The organism is Paenibacillus sp. (assembly GCF_035645235.1).
GTDB lineage: Bacteria > Bacillota > Bacilli > Paenibacillales > YIM-B00363 > Paenibacillus_AE.
In genome coordinates this window covers 1-17,576 of sequence record NZ_DASQMZ010000059.1, presented here as the reverse complement: position 1 = coordinate 17,576, position 17,576 = coordinate 1, and the positions used below count along the sequence as shown (strand labels likewise).

21 protein-coding genes are annotated in these 17,576 nt (G+C 61.6%); 1 reads left to right on the top strand and 20 read right to left on the bottom strand.

The window, feature by feature from the left end; all coding sequences use genetic code 11:
• Window positions 1-4: 4 nt before the first annotated feature.
• The 18 genes from VEZ38_RS05180 to VEZ38_RS05095 form a co-directional block, all read right to left on the bottom strand.
• Window positions 5-475, bottom strand: coding sequence for a YaiI/YqxD family protein (locus VEZ38_RS05180; protein ID WP_324892280.1), 471 nt, complete (start codon window positions 473-475; stop codon window positions 5-7).
• 103 nt (window positions 476-578) lie between these two features.
• Window positions 579-1,964: a glycine--tRNA ligase gene (locus VEZ38_RS05175; protein ID WP_324892279.1), complete on the bottom strand. Its 1,386-nt coding sequence runs from the start codon at window positions 1,962-1,964 to the stop codon at window positions 579-581.
• 301 nt (window positions 1,965-2,265) lie between these two features.
• Window positions 2,266-3,066, bottom strand: a complete 801-nt coding sequence (gene recO, locus VEZ38_RS05170; RefSeq protein ID WP_324892278.1) for a DNA repair protein RecO — start codon at window positions 3,064-3,066, stop codon at window positions 2,266-2,268.
• Window positions 3,051-3,203, bottom strand: a complete 153-nt coding sequence (locus VEZ38_RS20605; RefSeq protein WP_414694663.1) for a YqzL family protein — start codon at window positions 3,201-3,203, stop codon at window positions 3,051-3,053. The genes recO and VEZ38_RS20605 overlap by 16 nt, the downstream gene beginning before the upstream one ends.
• Window positions 3,204-3,312: 109 nt before the next feature.
• Window positions 3,313-4,233: a GTPase Era gene (gene era / locus VEZ38_RS05160; protein WP_324892277.1), complete on the bottom strand. Its 921-nt coding sequence runs from the start codon at window positions 4,231-4,233 to the stop codon at window positions 3,313-3,315.
• Window positions 4,230-4,643 (bottom strand): cytidine deaminase, encoded by a 414-nt coding sequence (cdd, locus tag VEZ38_RS05155; protein ID WP_324892276.1) that lies wholly within the window; start codon window positions 4,641-4,643, stop codon window positions 4,230-4,232. Before cdd ends, era begins: the two co-directional genes overlap by 4 nt.
• A gap of 46 nt (window positions 4,644-4,689) precedes the next feature.
• Complete coding sequence (locus VEZ38_RS05150; RefSeq protein ID WP_324892275.1) at window positions 4,690-5,058, bottom strand: diacylglycerol kinase family protein; 369 nt, start codon at window positions 5,056-5,058, stop codon at window positions 4,690-4,692.
• A complete protein-coding gene (gene ybeY / locus VEZ38_RS05145) occupies window positions 5,055-5,579 on the bottom strand; it encodes an rRNA maturation RNase YbeY (protein ID WP_324892274.1) in 525 nt (174 codons plus the stop codon). Before ybeY ends, VEZ38_RS05150 begins: the two co-directional genes overlap by 4 nt.
• Entirely contained in the window at window positions 5,576-7,879 is a 2,304-nt protein-coding gene (locus VEZ38_RS05140; protein ID WP_324892273.1) for an HDIG domain-containing metalloprotein, read from the bottom strand. Before VEZ38_RS05140 ends, ybeY begins: the two co-directional genes overlap by 4 nt.
• 19 nt (window positions 7,880-7,898) lie before the next feature.
• The gene (locus VEZ38_RS05135) at window positions 7,899-8,861 is read right to left on the bottom strand and encodes a PhoH family protein (protein WP_414694665.1); all 963 of its coding nucleotides are present in this window, start codon (window positions 8,859-8,861) and stop codon (window positions 7,899-7,901) included.
• A 125-nt stretch (window positions 8,862-8,986) separates the two neighbouring features.
• A complete protein-coding gene (gene yqfD, locus VEZ38_RS05130) occupies window positions 8,987-10,207 on the bottom strand; it encodes a sporulation protein YqfD (RefSeq protein WP_324892271.1) in 1,221 nt (406 codons plus the stop codon).
• 20 nt (window positions 10,208-10,227) lie between these two features.
• Window positions 10,228-10,503, bottom strand: coding sequence for a sporulation protein YqfC (yqfC, locus tag VEZ38_RS05125; protein ID WP_324892270.1), 276 nt, complete (start codon window positions 10,501-10,503; stop codon window positions 10,228-10,230).
• Window positions 10,504-10,699: 196 nt separating this feature from the next.
• The gene (locus tag VEZ38_RS05120; protein WP_324892269.1) at window positions 10,700-11,236 is read right to left on the bottom strand and encodes a hypothetical protein; all 537 of its coding nucleotides are present in this window, start codon (window positions 11,234-11,236) and stop codon (window positions 10,700-10,702) included.
• A 27-nt stretch (window positions 11,237-11,263) separates the two neighbouring features.
• Window positions 11,264-12,238 carry a flotillin-like protein FloA gene (floA, locus tag VEZ38_RS05115; RefSeq protein ID WP_324892268.1) on the bottom strand — a complete coding sequence of 325 codons (975 nt, stop codon included), beginning with the start codon at window positions 12,236-12,238 and terminating at the stop codon, window positions 11,264-11,266.
• Window positions 12,239-12,268: 30 nt separating this feature from the next.
• Entirely contained in the window at window positions 12,269-13,603 is a 1,335-nt protein-coding gene (locus tag VEZ38_RS05110; protein WP_324892267.1) for an NfeD family protein, read from the bottom strand.
• Between the two features lie 168 nt (window positions 13,604-13,771).
• A complete protein-coding gene (locus VEZ38_RS05105; RefSeq protein ID WP_324892266.1) occupies window positions 13,772-14,215 on the bottom strand; it encodes a GatB/YqeY domain-containing protein in 444 nt (147 codons plus the stop codon).
• Between the two features lie 15 nt (window positions 14,216-14,230).
• A complete protein-coding gene (gene rpsU / locus VEZ38_RS05100) occupies window positions 14,231-14,404 on the bottom strand; it encodes a 30S ribosomal protein S21 (RefSeq protein WP_138196048.1) in 174 nt (57 codons plus the stop codon).
• Between the two features lie 189 nt (window positions 14,405-14,593).
• A complete protein-coding gene (locus tag VEZ38_RS05095) occupies window positions 14,594-14,935 on the bottom strand; it encodes a histidine triad nucleotide-binding protein (RefSeq protein ID WP_324892265.1) in 342 nt (113 codons plus the stop codon).
• A 126-nt stretch (window positions 14,936-15,061) separates the two neighbouring features.
• Here VEZ38_RS05095 and VEZ38_RS05090 point away from each other — a divergent pair, with 126 nt between their 5' ends.
• Complete coding sequence (locus VEZ38_RS05090) at window positions 15,062-15,763, top strand: DUF421 domain-containing protein (protein WP_324892264.1); 702 nt, start codon at window positions 15,062-15,064, stop codon at window positions 15,761-15,763.
• A gap of 24 nt (window positions 15,764-15,787) precedes the next feature.
• Here VEZ38_RS05090 and VEZ38_RS05085 read toward each other — a convergent pair whose 3' ends face one another.
• Both VEZ38_RS05085 and VEZ38_RS05080 read right to left on the bottom strand, forming a co-directional pair.
• The gene (locus VEZ38_RS05085; protein ID WP_324892263.1) at window positions 15,788-16,141 is read right to left on the bottom strand and encodes a hypothetical protein; all 354 of its coding nucleotides are present in this window, start codon (window positions 16,139-16,141) and stop codon (window positions 15,788-15,790) included.
• Between the two features lie 106 nt (window positions 16,142-16,247).
• A partial coding sequence (locus VEZ38_RS05080) for an SbcC/MukB-like Walker B domain-containing protein (RefSeq protein WP_324892262.1) occupies window positions 16,248-17,576 on the bottom strand: 1,329 nt, incomplete at its 5' end.

Genomic DNA, 17,576 nt, shown 5'->3' with positions numbered 1-17,576 from the left:
TTCGCTATGTGGGTGCATTCTCCTGCATCCGGGATAAAACTTTTGTCAAAACATGTAGAAACCTGTCTCGATCTTCCGCCGTGAACGGCTTTGGGCCTTTGGTCCGTCCGCCGGCTCGCCTGCGCTTCGCCGATTGGTGCCGTTCCTCGAGCAGCCGGTCGATGTTGTCGTTCGTGAACATCGTGCCCCTCGGCGACAACACCGTCGTACGCTTCGCCAATCCGATCGTCGCAAGACCGTAGTCCTGGGTCACGAGCACGTCCCCGGGGGACAACCGGTTCGCGATAAACAAATCGGCGGCTTGGTCCGAGGCGTCGACTTGAAAGATCGTGACGCCCGGCAGTTCCGGCAAGCGATGATTATAGGAGGAAACCATCCAAACCGGCACGCCGAACCGGACGGCCGTAGAAGAAATCTGCTCCTTCACGGGGCAGGCGTCGGCGTCGACCACGATTTTCGGTTGCGCGGCCGTCATTCGCGTTCACCGCCGATCTCTACGGAAAAGTCATACCTAATATATACGAGGGCGTCGCGGAAAACTCCTGCTTCCGCCGCCCTCGCAAATTTTACCCCATCGTTCAAAACGCGATTTTGCTCGAGAGGTACGCCTGCAGGCTGTCGATCGGCATCCGTACCTGTTCCATCGTATCGCGGTCCCGCACGGTCACTTGGCCGTCGGTCTCCGACTCGAAGTCGTACGTAATGCAAAACGGGGTGCCGATTTCGTCATGGCGCCGGTACCTCTTGCCGATCGAGCCCGCATCGTCGAAATCGACCATATAGTCCGCTGCGAGTTTTTCGAACACCTTGCGCGCCCCGTCGTTGAGCTTCTTGGAAAGCGGGAAGACGGCGGCCTTGTACGGCGCTAAGGCAGGATGCAGACGAAGCACCACGCGGCTGTCGTCGCCTTCGAGCTGCTGCTCTTCGTAAGCGTCGATCAGGAACGCCAACGTGACCCGGTCCGCGCCAAGCGACGGCTCGATGCAGTATGCGATATATTTTTCGCCGGTTTCTTGATCGTGATAATGGAAATCCTCGCCGGAGTGTTCCATATGCTGCTTCAAGTCGTAGTCCGTCCGATCCGCGATTCCCCACAGTTCGCCCCATCCGAACGGGAATTTGAATTCGATATCTACCGTAGCGTTGCTGTAATGGGACAACTCGTCGTCGGAATGGTCGCGCAGCCGGATGCTCTCTTCCTTCATGCCGAGCTTTAGCAGCCATTCGCGGCAGAACGCGCGCCAATACTCGAACCATTGCAGATCTTCCCCAGGTTTGCAGAAAAACTCCAGCTCCATCTGTTCGAACTCGCGCGTGCGGAACGTAAAGTTGCCCGGCGTAATTTCGTTACGGAAGCTCTTGCCGATTTGCCCGATGCCGAAGGGGAGCTTGCGACGCATCGTGCGTTGGACGTTCTTGAAGTTGACGAAGATGCCTTGCGCCGTCTCCGGACGCAGGTACACCTCGTTCGCGCTCGACGCCGTAACCCCCTGATGCGTCTTGAACATCAAATTGAATTGGCGAATGTCCGTATAGTCGAACGCGCCGCAATCCGGGCAGACGATATGATGCTCTTCGATCAATGCTTTCATCTGGTCGAACGTCATCCCGTCGACGATGATTTCCTGCCCTTTCTCCGCGAGCGCGTTCTCGATCAGCTTATCGGCCCGGTGCCTCGATTTGCATTGCTTGCAGTCGATCATCGGATCGTTGAAGTTGCCGACGTGCCCGGACGCGACCCAGGTTTGCGGGTTCATCAAAATCGCCGCGTCCAGACCGACGTTATAAGGAGACTCCTGAATAAACTTCTTCCACCAAGCGCGCTTGATGTTATTTTTTAGTTCCACGCCGAGGGGACCATAATCCCATGTGTTCGCCAGGCCGCCGTAAATTTCCGACCCCGGGAAAATGAACCCTCTGTGTTTCGCCAACGCCGTGACGGCGTCCATGCTTGCTGCTGCCATAATCGAATCGCTCTCCTTGTATACAAAAAATCCCGTCTCCACGCCCCTTGAGGGACGTAGGGACGGGGTTGTTCTCCCGCGGTTCCACCCTACTTGGCGCCGAACTTCGGCACCCGCCTTTACGCTTGCGCAACGCCGCCTTCGCTCCGGGAACGCCTTCGCTCATGCTGCGGACCCGGGCTTTCACCGTCCCCGGTCGCTGCGCTCCGCGGCGCATCAGCTACTTCTTTCCCGTGATAACGCGTCGAACGACGTCGAAAAACATATTGTGGATAATGATACCAAACGAAATGCGGAGGTGTCAAGCCTGATCCGGCCCGGCATCGTCCGGCGCCGGCTCGTCCGCGTATACGGCCTCGATCTGCTCGAGCACCGAACGCGTCCGAAGCCGCGCATCCGCATGCGTCTCGTACCAGCGTCGCAGCGCTTGCTTCAGGCCTGTCCGCGTCGCGGGCTTCACGCTCACGTCGCCGAGGCGGCGCAGGTCGGCACGCTGCAGCACCGGAAGCAGCTTCTTGACGCCAGGGAGCATCGGCGTACGATCCGCGTACCGCGCCTGGCATCGGGCGCACAACAGGCCCCCGGCCGCCGGGCTCCAGAAAGACGGCTCTTCCGGCTCCGGGACTCGGCCGCAATCGGCGCAGCTGTCGGTTACCGGCGCCACGCCGGCGAAACGGAACAGCTTCAGCTCGAGCAGCGCCCCCACGATGGCCGGGTCCTTCCCGGCCGCCAACGCTTCGTACGCCGCTTTCAGCTGCTCGAATAACGCATCGCTCGCTTCTCCGTCGGGCACGAGCCGGTCCGTCAGCTCGGCGAAATAAGCGGCGTATGCGGAACGGCGAAGATCGCCGCGAATGCCGACGAACGCGTCGATCAGCTCCGCATGGTTGAGCGTGCCGAGCGAGCCTGCGTTCGACTTGTAATACACATATTCCCCGTATGTATACAGCTGGGTGACGGCGGCGTGGCGGCTTCGCGTCTTCTTCGCCCCGCGAACCATCACCCCAACCTTGCCGAGCGTTCCGGTCAGCAAGGTTACGATCAAGTTCCCTTCGCCGTACTCGACGGATCGAATGACGATTCCTTCTACTCGATATAACATGCCTCGGTTTCGTCATCTCCCGGGACCGCGTCGACGTCGATGCCGGTGACGTCTTTCATTTGATCCCATTCCCGATACAGCATATAAGCATCTACATCCCCAGTCAAAGTAAAATACGTCCACGAAAAATCTCGCATCCGAATTCATCCCTTCCGCTTGGTGACATTGACGCTATAGTTCTAGGATGATACCGCGGGGGGATTCCTATGCCTTGCAATTCATGGGAAACGTTTGTCCCGACTTGTCTTAGTCATGTCGAAAGCCTAGGTCCTTCAAGACATGCTCCGTATTGCGCCAGTCCTTCTTGACCTTCACCCAGAGCTGCAGAAAAATGCGGGAGCCGAGGAGCGCCTCCATGTCCTTGCGAGCGGCTTCGCCGATCGCCTTCAGCAGCGCGCCCTTCTTCCCGATGACGATCGGCTTCTGCGAATCCCGTTCGACGAAAATGACGGCCGACACGTCGACGACCCCGTTGTCGCGCACGCTCATCGCCTCGATCTGCACCGCCACCGAGTGCGGAATTTCTTCCCGCGTCAAGTGAAGAATTTTTTCCCGCACCAGCTCCGCGCAGACGAACTGCTCCGGATGGTCGGTCACTTGATCGGCAGGATAGTATTGCGGGCCCTCCGGCAAATATTTGCCGAGCTGACCGAGCAGCGTCTCGACGTTGTTTCCTTTGAGCGCAGAGACGGGAACGATTTCGGCGAAGTCGTACAAATCTTTATACTGCGCGATAACGGGCAGCAGCGCTTCCGGATGGACGAGATCGATCTTGTTGAGGCCGAGAATAACCGGCGTGCGAACGGCCTTCAGATGATCGACGATAAACCGGTCGCCTCCGCCGAGCCCCGCCGATACGTCCACCAAAAACAAGACGACGTCGACTTCCTTCAAGGTGTCGGTCGCGACCTTCACCATATAATTGCCGAGCTTGGAGTCCGGCTTATGAATGCCCGGCGTATCCAAAAACACCATCTGCAGCCCTTCGGCCGTATAGACGCCGTGGATTTTATTCCTCGTCGTCTGCGGCTTATCCGACATGATCGCGATTTTTTGCCCGATGACTTGGTTCATCAGCGTCGACTTGCCGACGTTCGGTCGCCCGACGATGGTGACGAAGCCCGAGCGGAAAGCGCTCGTCTTCGACGGTGCGGTCGCGTCCTTCATAGTTGTGTACGCTCCTCCAAGGTGAAGGCGCCCGGCAGCAGCTCGGACACCGTCATGATTTTCGTGTCTCCCTTAAGATTGCTCATTACGACCGGCATATCCGGAGGGCAAAGCTCCGAAAGCACTTGCCGGCACACGCCGCAGGGAGTGCAAGGCCCGTTCGTATCCGCCACGACGGCGATCGCTCGGAATGCGCCGCGCGGCACCCCGTCGGCGATCGCGCGATACAGCGCCGTACGCTCGGCGCAATTCGTCGGGCTGTACGCGCCGTTCTCCACGTTGCATCCGTAATGGACGCGGCCTTCCTCATCCAAGAGCGCGCTCCCGACCGCGAATTGCGAATAAGGCACATACGCTCGTTTGCGAGCCTCGGCTGCATGCCGGAGCAGTTCTTCGTTCGTCACGCTCATCCCGAAAACCCCTTCTTTCGCCGCGCTTCAAGCGCGCGTTTCCTATTTACGCCGGACTCGACCAACGATCGTACGCCGCCGGCGCCAGCACCGCCGCGGCGACGACCAGCGCGAAGACAGCGGCGGCGACCACCGCGGCCGCCGCAACGTCCTTCGCCGCCTTCGCGAGCGGCGACCGCTCCGTCCCGCAGGTCAAATCCACGAGACGCTCGATCGCCGTGTTGACGCACTCCGCCGACCAGACGAAGGCAATCGACAGCGCCACCCACAGCCATTCGTCCCGGTCCAGCCGACCGTAGACGCCAAGGGCGACGGCCCCTGCGGCCGCCGCGACGTGGATGCGCATATTCCGTTCCGTTCGTACCGCATGCCAGAACCCCGCGAGCGCATATCGCAGGCCGATTCCCCGCTTCAACGCTGCAGCCCCGCCCGGCCCAGCACTTGCTCCTGCTTCTCCGTCATGGCTCGCTCCGCTTCCTCGTCGCCGTGGTCGTAGCCGATCAAATGAAGAAAGCCGTGCACGAACAAAAAGCCTAATTCGCGCTCGAACGAATGACCGTACTCCTCGCTCTGGCGCTTGGCCGTGGCCGCGGAAATGACGATGTCCCCGATCGGATCGTCCGGCAGCTCCATGAACTCGTCGTCCTCCGCCTCTTCCTCCGATTCCTCCGTCTCCTCGCCGTAGCGGATCGGGGTTTCGTGTTCGCCTTCCTCCCACATCGAGAACGACAAGACGTCGGTAGGCTTGTCCAGCCCGCGGTACTGCGCGTTCAACGCGCGGATCGCCTCGTCGTCCACGATCGTGACCGACACGTCCCCGCCGTCGACCGACTCCAGCTCGCCGGCGATGGCAAGCAGCTCCGCGAACCGCTGCTCCAGCCCTTCCGGAAGCGCGATCTCGTCTTGCTCGTTCGTAAGCTCCAATCGAAGCGTCATTGGGTTTCCGCCCTTCCTTTCGGCTTTGCCGCGCCGGACACCGGCGCGTCGCCGGGATATTCGATGCGCGAATGAAAGACGCCGAGCAGCGTCTCCTTCATGCTCTTCGCGACCATGTCCAGCTCCTTGAGCGTCATGTCGCACTCGTGGAATTGTTGATCGTCGAGCCGATCCTTCACGATCTTGCGCACCATGGAATCGACCTGCTCGACCGTCGGGTTGCGCAAGCTGCGCACCGCCGCCTCGACGCAGTCGGCGATGCCGACGATCGCCGCCTCCTTCGTCTGCGCCTTCGGTCCCGGGTAACGGTATTCCGACTCGGGGATCGGCTCGACCGCGGCGGCGGCCTCCGCGTCGCCCGCGGTTTCCGCGATGCGCGCCGCATACTCCTCGCGCTGCTTCACGGCCTTGTGGTAAAAATACTTGAGCAGCGTCGTCCCGTGATGCTGCTCCGCGATATCGCGGATCGGCTTCGGAATTTTGGCCTCGCTCAGCATATCGACGCCGTCTTTCGCGTGAGCGATAATTATCGCCTTGCTCACGCTCGGCTCGAGCGTGTCGTGCGGGTTTTCTCGGTTCATTTGGTTTTCGATAAAATACGAAGGCCGGCGCGTCTTGCCGATGTCGTGATAGAACGAGCCGACGCGGCATAAGAGGCCGTTCGCGCCGATCGCTTCCGCGGCCGCCTCCGACAAATTGCCGACCATCACGCTGTGATGATACGAGCCTGGCGCTTCCGTAAGCAGCTTACGGAGCAACGGGTGATTCGGATTCGACAGCTCCACGAGCTTGAGCGGCGAGAGGATACCGAACGTCGCTTCGAAGAACGGCATCAAGCCAAGGACGAAGACGGCCGTCACGACGCCGCCGGTGAAGGCGTAGGCGATCGTCAGCAGCACCTCCTGGTACCCGCCCATCTCGTGGTTCTCGAGGATCGACAGCAAGGAGACCGCCAGCGCCGAAAACACGGAAACCGAAATGCCGGCCCGCAGGATCGAAGCGCGCTGGCTGACGCGCCGAATCGCGAAGATCGCCACGAAGCCGACGACCATCGCTACGAAGCCGTAGCGGAAATCGAACAGCGCGTCTTGCTCCGGGTGAAAGACGATACTCGCGAAGACGCTGAAGAGCACGGTCGAAATCATCGCCAGCTGATCGTCGAGCAGAACGGCGATCAACATCGTGCCGAGAGCGACGGGCGCCAAATACGCGAGCGATGGATCGAGCCCTTGCGCGATGGAGACGATCTTCATGGCTGCGATATTAATGGCATAAATGAGTAGCAGCATCAGCAGCAACCGATTGTCCGTTCGAATCGCGAGCCGCGAGTGGCGAACGAAGGAGAAGAGCGCTCCGACGAACAACAGACACAGCGCGCCCAAGCCGACGCGGGGCAGCATATTGTTGTTACGGTTCTGGATCAAATTCATTTGTTCCAGCTTCTGGTACTGCTCTTCCGTAATGGTCTGTCCGGCGCGGACGATCGCTTCGCCCTTCTCGATATAAATCGTCTCGGTGTCGTCGGCGGCCGCCTCGCGGGCGCGGATCGTCGCTTCTTCGTCGTAAAACCGGTTGGGCGTCAAGACGAAACGGATGATCTCCTGCGCGAGCCCCCGCGTCACGTTGCTGCTTAAGTTCGATGCATTGACCCATTCCGGCACCTGCATGCGTACGGCCTCGACCTCGCTGATCGGGTCGCTCATCAGCCGGTTGGCGATGTTGATGACGACGGGCTCCATTTCGCTCAACTGGGCTTCGGTCAGCTTCGGCAGCTTGTACAAATCCTCTTCCTGCAGCCGGTATTGCTGCTCGCCCAGCCGGAGACGCATCTCCTCGAGCAAGGTGTCGCTGTAGGTTTTAGCGCTCTTCCAACGCGCGATCGTCGTCTCGAACGTCGTCTGGAACAGGTCGGGCAGCTTGTTGCGGTATACGCTGACCTTCTCCTCGGGCGTTAAACCTTCGTCCGCGTTAATCCGCTGAATTTCGTCGAACAGACGCTCCGCCAGCTCCGTATTTTTCATCGGCACGATCGTCGATACCGGCTGCACCCGGCGCACGGCCTCCGCCTTCGCCGCCTCGGTCGCCAGCTCGTCCGCGATTCGGGCGTTCGCCAAAATCGTCTCCTTGCTGACGGTGTTCGGCTGCACGTCGTACGTCGGCGGGATGACGTTATCCGAGAGCGTGAAATAAAAAAGAAGGGCGAACGACAGCAGTAACGCCGCCCTTACACCCACGCTGTACTTCCAGCCTGTAATTTTATATCGATGCTTGCCGCGAATGCGGACCTCTTTCGACGTCATGAGGGGATTCCTCCTACGACTATTGATGATCCTTGCCTCGCTCGTAAGCCATGATGATTTTCTGCACCAACGCATGGCGGACGACGTCCGTCTCGGCGAACGTGATAAACCCGATTTCCGGGATTCCCTTCAAGAGCCGCTCCGCTTCGACGAGTCCGGAATGCTTGCCGCGAGGGAGGTCGATCTGCGTCACGTCCCCGGTGACGACCATCTTCGAGCCGAAGCCGAGCCGCGTCAGGAACATCTTCATTTGCTCCGGCGTCGTGTTTTGCGCTTCGTCCAAAATGACGAAAGAGTCTTCCAACGTCCGCCCGCGCATGTACGCGAGCGGCGCGACCTCGATCAACCCGCGTTCCAGCGCCTTCGCCACCGCCTCCGGACCCATCATATCGTTCAGCGCATCGTACAGCGGACGCAAATACGGATCGACCTTCTCCTGCAAATCGCCGGGCAGGAACCCAAGGCTCTCCCCCGCTTCCACCGCCGGACGCGTCAGGACGATGCGCTTCACCTTGCCTTCCTTCAGCGCGACGACCGCAAGGACGACGGCCAAATACGTCTTGCCCGTTCCGGCCGGTCCGATGCCGAACACGATATCCTTCTTCCGAATTTGCGTCACGTACTGCTTCTGTCCGATCGTCTTGACCTTGATCGGCTTGCCCTTATACGTCGTTGCGATATCGCCCTTGAACAGATCGAGCAATTGATCGGCTTGCATCGTGCGCGCGAGCTCGAGAGCGTACATGACGTCCCGCTCCGAGAGCGAATAGCCGCCGCGAATGAGCTCGAGCAGCACCTCGAACAGCTGCTGCAGCGATTCGACCTGCTCCTTCGAGCCTTGCGCCGCGAGCTCGGCGTCGCGGGAAAACAGCTGCGCACCGGTCTCCTTCTCGATCAGGCGCAAATAGGCGTCGCCCGGCCCGAACAGAGCCAGCCCTTCCGCCGCGTTCCGAAACGGAATCTTGATGGTGTAGTCAGCGATGCGTTCGTTCAATAGCGTCCTTCACTCCTTGTGCGCGTGTCGAAGTCGCCGATAAAAAAGGCGTCTATAAGGCGGCATGCCGCGTTTCGCGGCGAACGGTCAACGGTTGTGCGCTCGAAGCGTCGTCACGAGCGGCCCTCGGTCTTCTCGGGGGGCGCGAGCTCCTGCTCCATAATCGCCCGCTCCACCGCCACATTTACCTCGGCTTCGAACAGTACATGTACTATCACTTTACCATTGTCGGTTCGCTCATGCAAAATTTTTTCCGCCCGGATGACCGTGTCCCCGCCCAGCGCTGCGATCAAATCCGCCCGGGCGTTCGCAAGTCCCGTCGCTTTGGCCTGCTCGACGGACCGCTTCTCGAGCGTGAGCGTCGCCTCCCGATGCGTCACCGTCATCCAGCCGAGCGGCGCCGTCCAAGGCCCGAATCGAAGCTGCTTCCGCTCCGCCTCGACCCGTTCCCGCGCGAACGGCTTCTGCCAGTAGCCCGTCAGCTGCAGGGCACGCCCGCCGAGCACGAGGTGGAACGTCGATCGTTCGTTGCCCGTGAGCGCCTCATGCTGTCTTTCGATCGGCGCCTGCACCTTATACTCGTACCAGACGAGTCCGCGGACTTCGCCCTCCGCCACGACGACTTCGCGGTTTTCCTCATCCCCTAGAATGCCCGAAATTAAAATATCTCCTCGCTTGACTCGAGAATGCACGCCGACGAGCGGCACGCCCCGATCCGCGATAATGCGCGTGATGACCGCGTCCGATGACGAGACGAGGTGTCTCGGGTTTTGCGCAGGCTTCTTCTGCGGCACGACCGCCTCGACGATGCGGATCTCGACCGTAGAGCCCCGCATCTCGACGCCGACCCAAGCGACGTTCGGGATCGTTCTCGTCAGCCGGTCCGCCAATTCGCCGGGGTCCTGAAGACGAAACCGCCATTGCAGCGGATAGATGCCTTGCGCCGCAGCCTCCTGAAGCACATGCTGCTCGGGAATCGTCTCGTTGCCGGACACCTCTACGGACCAGACGACCTGGGAAAGCATGTACATCCCTAAGAGGAATGCGACCGCGCCGCCGACGAACCATTTTCTTCGTCCGAGTTTGTCCAAGAAAAAAGGAAACCCATAGCGCCCCGTCGTCCGCATCCGGCAGCTCGTCTCGCGCAGCAGCGGCTTTAAGCGGAAATAATCGGGCAAGGCGACGAGGAATTCCCCTCGTCCATCCCCGATGCGCCGAATATCCCATGCCGGGACGCCCTTCTCCACGAGCCGGTTAATCAACCGCTCGAACGCAGGCCCGACGACGGCCAATTTGACATACCCTCTCAGGTATCGGATCAGCTGCGAATTCATCCGTCCTCCCCCTTCGCCTCTCACACGTATTTCACTTCGTCGATCAAGCCCTCGATGAACACTTCCTCGGTCAGGATCGCCCGAATCGACAGCTGCTTTCCTCGAATTTCCATCGTGCCTTGACTGAGGGCGAGCTTCAAATACGTCTCCGTGAAATGAAGCACCCCGCGATGATTTTCCACGTACATCTGCATATTGCCGATCATCGTGACGCGCGGCAGATCGAAGACGACGTCCTGGGGAAGGTCCAGCATGTCCGTGGTCCATTTCGTTAATTTGCGAGTCCAGCGTCGCATGAGTCCGTGGGCGCCCCCCTCCTGTTGCTCTTAACAAATTATGCGAGCCGCCGGGGAAATATGAAGCGGAACGAAACCGCGAACGTTTCGGAAAAGGCGGTCCCGCCGCGCATGCTTCGGGCGCGTCCCCCGAACGCAAAAAATCCCCGTTTCCGGGGAGCGGCGCTCCTCGAAACGGGGACGGTTCGACTGCGTGTTACGATCTGCGGTTCGTGCGATGGTGCGGCCGCGCCGCTCGCGGCGGACCGAGCACCTCCGACCAAATCATGCCTTGCGCCGCGTGCTTCGCGTGCAGTTCCGGGGGGGACGAAGAACGCCTTGCGGCGGCGGCCGGCCGGTTCCCTGGCCGCGCGAGCTCGTTCGGACGGCGGAGCGCTGCGGCCGTCTCGGACGGGCGGTCCGACGGCCGGTCGGACGGGCGATCGGACGGGCGATCGGACGGGCGGTCCCGATCTGCGGAAGCCGGCATCGGATGAAGCGCCGTCTTCTCCTCGTCGGCCGCCTCGGCCGGTTCGCCGCGGCTCATGCCGCCCCCTCTCGGCGGCGCGAAAGGGCCTTCGCCGCCGAAGGGCGGCATTCCGCCGCGCGCCGGCCCGCCCCGGCTCCGCTGCGAACTCGCGCCGCGCGCCGCGTTCACGAAGAACGAGATCGCGGCGAAGGCGAGAATCGCGAACAACGGATTATCGAATACGATATTTAGCAAGATTCTAATAATGTCTTCCAGTTCGGGCACCTCGCTTCCCTTAAGGGCTCGTGTCGGTTACGCCTTATCCGAGTCGCCGTTCATCTTGCCGAACGCGTCGCGCATTTGCGTATCCGCGTCGATATTTTTTAAATTCATGTAATCCATGACGCCCAGCTTGCCGCTGCGCAGCGCCTCGGCCATCGCCTGCGGCACCTGCGACTCGGCCTCGACGACCTTCGCCCGCATCTCCTCGACGCGCGCTTTCATCTCCTGCTCGTGCGCCACGGCCATCGCCCGGCGCTCCTCGGCTTTCGCCTGCGCGATGCGCTTGTCGGCTTCCGCCTGCTCGGTTTGCAGGTTGGCGCCGATGTTTTTGCCGACGTCCACGTCCGCGATATCGATCGATAATATTTCGAACGCCGTCCCCGCATCGAGGCCTTTGCCTAAGACGGTGCGGGAGATGAGATCCGGGTTTTCGAGCACTTCTTTATGCGTCGTCGAGGAGCCGACCGTCGTCACGATGCCTTCGCCGACGCGCGCCATAATCGTTTCTTCGCCGGCGCCGCCGACGAGGCGGTCGATGTTCGCGCGCACCGTGACGCGCGCCTTCACCTTCACCTCGATGCCGTCCTTCGCGACGGCCGCGACCCAAGGCGTCTCGATCACCTTCGGATTGACGCTCATCTGCACGGCCTGCAATACGTCCCGGCCGGCGAGATCGATCGCCGCCGCCCGCTCGAAGGGCAAACTGATGTTGGCGCGCTCCGCCGCGATGAGCGCGTTGACGACGCGGTCGACGTTGCCTCCCGCGAGATAATGGCTCTCGAGCTGATTGACCGTGACGCCGAGGCCCGCCTTGCTCGCCTTGATCATCGGATTGACGATACGGCTCGGGATAACGCGGCGCAGGCGCATCGCGACGAGCGTAATGATGCCGACCCGCACGCCGGAGGCGAGCGCCGAAATCCAAAGCATGATCGGGAAGAAGCTCATAAATACGACGAACGCGATGACGATTACGGCAATGAGCAACAAGGAAACGATATCCATGGTTAAAGTTCCTGCCTCTCTGAATGTTGTTTATTGGTTTGTTCGAACTTCTCGTACGACGACCCGGCCGCCATCGACCTGCACGACGGTCACTTCCGCGCCGGCGGAAATAAACTCCCCGTTCGTCACGATGTCGATGCGCTCCTCCCCGAACATCGCGGTCCCGGCCGGGCGAAGCGGCGTGACCGCCTTGCCGGTCCGGCCGAGGAGCTCCGAACGCGGCGCATGGGAGACGTAACCTTCCTCCGTCCGCAAGGCGTCTCGCAAAATAAATTTATTCCATACGCCCCTATGCTTAAAGTACCGGACGAATACCGCGACGATGACGGCCGCGACCAACGACGCGATCCCGAGCGACGACGCCGCGTTCCCTGAATCGTAAGCGGCTAGAATGACTCCCCCGATCAACGAGGCTATCCCTAGGATACCCAAAATGCCGAAGCTCGGGATAAACAGCTCGAGCGCCAGCAGCAGCACGCCCGCGATGAACATCGCCAAGTGCTCCACCCCCGCGAATCCCGCGACGTAATTTCCTAGGAAGTATAAGCCGAACGAGACGACGCCGACGATGCCCGGCACGCCGAAGCCCGGCACGAGCAGCTCGATCAGCAGCCCCGCGATGCCGAGCACGAACAGCACCGTCGTCGTCGCCGGATGCGTCAAGAAGCGCGCAGCTTCTTCGGCGAGCGTCGGCTCGATCGCGATCGGCGCATCGTCTCCGGCAATTCGGAGCACCTCGTCGATCGACGTCACGACGCCCTCCGCATAGCCGACGGCGACCGCGTCCTTCGCGGACAACGTAATGAGCTCGCCGGGCTCGATCACCCGTCCGATCTCGGGCAGCTCGACCTTCGTCGTGTCGTCGACCATGCCCCTCGCGATATCCGGATTGCGGCCGTTCCGCTGCGCCGCGCTGACCATCTGCTCGACCCAAAACGAGACGATCTTCGAATCCTGCACGCGTTCGCCCGCGCCGTCGACGACGGCCGCCGCGCCGATCGTGCTGCCCTCGTTCATATAAATTTCGTCGGCGTTCAGCGCGATGTAGCTGCCGGCTGAAATCGCTTTCCCCTCGACGTAGGCCACCGTCTTCAGCGGCGACTCGCGAATGGCTTCCCCGATTTCCGCGGCCGCGTCGACCCGGCCGCCGAGCGTGTCGATCACGAGCACGACCGTGCCCGCGCCCGACGCCTCCGCCTCGGCGAGCGCTCGTTGCAAGAAACGCTGCAGCCCGGTTTCGATCGTCCGGTCGATGCGAATCACGGCGACGCGGCCCTCGGCCGCTGCCGCTTTGGCCGCGGGCGCCTCCGACGCGGACGCAAGCCCTGCGCCGGCCAAGGCAAGCGGCGCAAGCGCCGCCGCCATAAGCAAAACGGCTTTCCTTACTCTATTTAGCAAGCTGACCATCTCTTCCTCCCTCTAAGCGGTTATGTAAGGTAGTACGGTAAGAGGGCTGGCGTGTTTCATTTTCTGAAGAACCTCTTGTTGCCAAAAAACGCCCCCGACACGGATGTTCGGGAGCGTCTTGTAGGTTTATACCAGCAGCCGTTGGACGGCGGCGTTCACTTGCTTGCCGTCGGCGCGGCCTTTCACTTTCGGCATTAATGCGCTCATGACTTTCCCCATCTCGGCCTTCGAAGCGGCCCCGACCTCGCTGATGGTTTCCTCAACGATCTTGGCCAGCTCTTCCTCCGTCAACGGTTGAGGCATATACCGCTGTATTACTTCCAATTCCGCCTTCGCTTGATCGGCGAGATCGTCGCGACCCGCTTTCTCAAACTCTTGAAGGGCGTCTCGCCGCTGCTTGACCTCTCGCGTCAGGATGTCCAGAACTTCCTCGTCGCCGAGCGTCTTGCGCGCGTCGATTTCGGCATTCTTGACCGCCGAACGAAGCATGCGCACGACGCCGAGGGCGAATTTGTCACCGCTCTTCATCAACGCTTTCATATCCTCGTTCAGACGTTCGTTTAGATTCATGCTTCGGACAGCCTCCTAGAATTTCCGCTTACGGGCGGCTTCGGACTTCTTCTTGCGCTTTACGCTCGGCTTCTCGTAATGCCGGCGCTTCTTCACTTCGGCCAATACGCCGTCTTTGGAGATGGATCTCTTGAATCGGCGAAGAGCAGCGTCGATTGTCTCGTTTTTGCGAACTTTCGTTTCGGACACGTGTTTTCCCTCCCTCCGACCATACACTCCAAGGATAAACGGCAACGCCGTCCTCTAGGGTCGGCCCCGTCGATCGAGACCTCGCCGCGGCGCTCCCGAAGGTGCGCATACGGCTCGTCAAGAAACACGGGTATATCAAACAACATTATAAGTGATGCGTCAAGAGGGTGTCAACTTGAATCTCCGGCATCAGCCCAAAATCGGTCCGAGCTTCTCTCCGCCGAGCAGGTGAAAGTGAAGGTGGTAAACGACTTGGCCGCCTTCTTCGTTGCAGTTATTGACGAGGCGGTACCCTCGCTCTTTAATCCCGAGCGTCTCCGCGACCTGCTGCGCCGCGAGCGCGATGTCGCCGAGGACGGACGCGTTGTCCGCCGTCACGTCGTTCATCGTAGCGATGTGCCGCTTCGGGATCAGCAGCACGTGCACGGGCGCGGCCGGTTGAATGTCGTGGAACGCGAGCACCGTGTCGGTCTCCAATACTTTCTTCGATGGAATGGCGCCTTCAACGATTTTACAGAAAATGCAATCCATACGGTTGCGGCCTCCTCGTTCTATGCATGTCGTTTCCATATTTTATTACAAACGGCGGCGGCTCGTCCAATCGGCACGTTTGAGGTTTCCTTTGTTTGCCGATTCTTACAAGGAGGAGGCTTGGCCATGGAAGAGTACGGACGCATTGCGCTGGAGCTGCTTGTCGGGTTCGTCGCGCTGTTTTTATATACGAAGCTGCTGGGGAAGGCGCATTTCTCGCAGCTGACGCCTTTCGACTTCATCTCGGTGCTCGTGCTCGGCGAGCTGCTCGGGAACGCCGTGTACGACCGGGAGGCGCACATCGGACATGTGCTGTTTTCCACTGGGCTTTGGGGCTTGCTTATCTTGTCGATCGTCATGATAACGCAAAAGCGCAACGGCTCCCGCAAATTTCTGGAAGGCGAACCGTCCGTCGTGATCCGCAACGGCATTCTCGATTACGAGGCGATGAAACGGTGCCGCCTCGATCTGAACGAACTGCAGACGATGCTGCGGCAAAAAAACATGTTTTCGATGGCTTGGGTCGAATACGCGATCATGGAGACGAACGGGGCGCTCAGCGTCTTGCCGAAGTCGAAGTACGATTCGCCGGTCCGCTACGAGTTCGGGCTGCCGGAGCGGCAGACGACGCTGCCGGTGTCGCTTATTCTCGACGGCCAGCTAATGCGGGACAATTTGCCGGAGGCGGGCGTCGACGAGGCGTGGCTTCGGGAGCGGCTGGCGGCGCGCGGCATCGCGCGGGTCGAGGACGTGTTTTTCGCGGAGTGGAACGGGGACCAGCATCTATACGTGTGTTGTTATGGGGAACAAGCGAAAGGACCGGCCTGAGGCGCGGTCCTTCGTTCGTTCGCTTTAAAAATAGGGCAGCAGCGAAATCGCCGCGAGCGCCGCGAGCGGCAGCGCCAACCGGCGGAACCGTCCGCCGTAGCCGTAGGCCGGGTAGCCATAGCCGTAGCCGGGGTAACCGTACCCCGCAACTCCAGGTCCGTACGCGTATCCCGGGTAACCGCCGTAGCCGTAATAGCCCGGCAGCGCGCGCGCCTGCGGCGGCGCGAGCTCGGCCGCGCCGACCGGCACGGCCAAGTAGACGTATTCGTCGTCGAGGCTTTCGACGATGCCGTCGTATTGCATGCCGTCCGTCGTATGGATGAGTACGTATTTGTGTATATGTTGTTTGCAAATTTCGATCGCTTCGTGCTTGTGCATGAATGTGCACCTCCTTGCCGTTATCCTATTCGGCAAGGAGGTTGTGGGCGCATGTACCGTGCAAGGTTTCGAAAAAAACGTACCGCGCCCGTCCGCCCGGGTCGGACTACGTCGTCTCGAGCCGCACCCGGCTGCCCGCCCCGAGCGGGTCCGCCGGCGTCACGATCAGCTTGCGCGAAAGCCTCGCCTGCAGCTCCGGCACATGCGAGATGACGCCGACCGCGAGCCGCTCTACATGAAGCCGCTCGAGCGCGGAGACGACGTTGTCGAGCAGCTCCGGGTCCAGCGTGCCGAAGCCTTCGTCGAGGAAGAAAAATTCGAGCGGATATTTGCCGCCGAGCTGGATTTGCGCCGACAGCGCCAGCGCGAGCGCCAGCGACGTCAGGAACGTCTCCCCGCCCGACAGCGTCGAGACCGGTCGGCGCACGCCGCCGTTGGCGTCGTCGCGAATGACGAAGCCTCCGGCGGAGTCGAGCTCGATGGCGTACCGCCCCCGCGTCAATCGCGCGAGCCGTTCGGACGCCGCCCGCGTCACCCCGAGCAGCTGCTCCTCGGCGAGAAATTCCACGAAGGCGTTGCCGCGGAAGACGCTCTGCAGCTTGGCGAGCTGCTGCTGCAGCGCGGACGCCTCTTCGTGCAGTCTCGTGACGCTCCGCCAGCGCCCGTGTTTGACCCGCAGCTCTTCGACGGCGCGCTCCGCCTTGGCGCGGGCCGCCAGCGCCTCCTCGCGCAGCGCCTTTGCTTCGGCGAAGCGGCGCTCCGACGACAGCCATTCGTCCTCGGCGACCGATCGGCCGGCCAGCTTCGCCAGCGCCGCCTCGCGCTTCGCCGAGGCGCCGGCGAGCGCCTCGGCGAACGCCGCCGCTTCCCTCCGCAGCGCACCTCGCCGCTCCGGCGCCAGCGCCGCTCGGCGCACGTCGTCCGCCGTCTCGAAGGCGCTCTCCGCGAGCGCCTCGGCCCAGCGGCGTTCGGCCCGTTCCTGCGCCTCCAGCGCTCCCTTCGACGCCTCCTCCGCTGCGGCAGCCCGCCGGCCCGCGGCTTCCGCTTCCGCCCGCGCCGACTCCGCGGCCGCCCGCGCCGCGCGCTCGTCCGCCCGCCAGCGCTCGAGCTGCGCTTCCAGCTCCGCGGACAGCGCCTCCGGCGGCGACGTCTCCTCGCCGAGAATCGCGGCGATTTCCGAGCGGCGTTCCGCCAGCTGCCGCTCTAAGGCCGCCGCCTCCGCCTCCGCCTGCGCGTGCTGCCGCTCCGCGGCCGTCAGCCGCTGCTGCTGGCGCTCTGCGTCTGCCGCGTTCGCTTCGAGGAACGGCTCGCTCTTCTCGAGCCGCAGCCGCAGCTCCTCCGCCCGACGCTCCATCGCCTCCGCGTCCTTCAGCGCCGCCTCGAACGTCTCCGGCGTCCATTCGGGGTACGCCTCCCGCCATCGCGCGGCGGCGTC

Bases quoted from the DNA above. Each gene is read 5' to 3' on its own strand.
- VEZ38_RS05095 (WP_324892265.1), bottom strand. From the start codon at position 14,935: ATGGATTGCATTTTCTGTAAAATCGTTGAAGGCGCCATTCCATCGAAG.
- recO (WP_324892278.1), bottom strand. From the start codon at position 3,066: ATGTTATATCGAGTAGAAGGAATCGTCATTCGATCCGTCGAGTACGGC.
- yqfD (WP_324892271.1), bottom strand. From the start codon at position 10,207: ATGAATTCGCAGCTGATCCGATACCTGAGAGGGTATGTCAAATTGGCC.
- VEZ38_RS20605 (WP_414694663.1), bottom strand. From the start codon at position 3,203: ATGCGAGATTTTTCGTGGACGTATTTTACTTTGACTGGGGATGTAGAT.
- VEZ38_RS05110 (WP_324892267.1), bottom strand. From the start codon at position 13,603: ATGGCGGCGGCGCTTGCGCCGCTTGCCTTGGCCGGCGCAGGGCTTGCG.
- ybeY (WP_324892274.1), bottom strand. From the start codon at position 5,579: ATGACGCTTCGATTGGAGCTTACGAACGAGCAAGACGAGATCGCGCTT.
- VEZ38_RS05175 (WP_324892279.1), bottom strand. From the start codon at position 1,964: ATGGCAGCAGCAAGCATGGACGCCGTCACGGCGTTGGCGAAACACAGA.
- VEZ38_RS05180 (WP_324892280.1), bottom strand. From the start codon at position 475: ATGACGGCCGCGCAACCGAAAATCGTGGTCGACGCCGACGCCTGCCCC.
- floA (WP_324892268.1), bottom strand. From the start codon at position 12,238: ATGGATATCGTTTCCTTGTTGCTCATTGCCGTAATCGTCATCGCGTTC.
- era (WP_324892277.1), bottom strand. From the start codon at position 4,233: ATGAAGGACGCGACCGCACCGTCGAAGACGAGCGCTTTCCGCTCGGGC.
- cdd (WP_324892276.1), bottom strand. From the start codon at position 4,643: ATGAGCGTGACGAACGAAGAACTGCTCCGGCATGCAGCCGAGGCTCGC.
- VEZ38_RS05085 (WP_324892263.1), bottom strand. From the start codon at position 16,141: ATGCACAAGCACGAAGCGATCGAAATTTGCAAACAACATATACACAAA.
- yqfC (WP_324892270.1), bottom strand. From the start codon at position 10,503: ATGCGACGCTGGACTCGCAAATTAACGAAATGGACCACGGACATGCTG.
- VEZ38_RS05105 (WP_324892266.1), bottom strand. From the start codon at position 14,215: ATGAATCTAAACGAACGTCTGAACGAGGATATGAAAGCGTTGATGAAG.
- VEZ38_RS05090 (WP_324892264.1), top strand. From the start codon at position 15,062: ATGGAAGAGTACGGACGCATTGCGCTGGAGCTGCTTGTCGGGTTCGTC.
- VEZ38_RS05140 (WP_324892273.1), bottom strand. From the start codon at position 7,879: ATGACGTCGAAAGAGGTCCGCATTCGCGGCAAGCATCGATATAAAATT.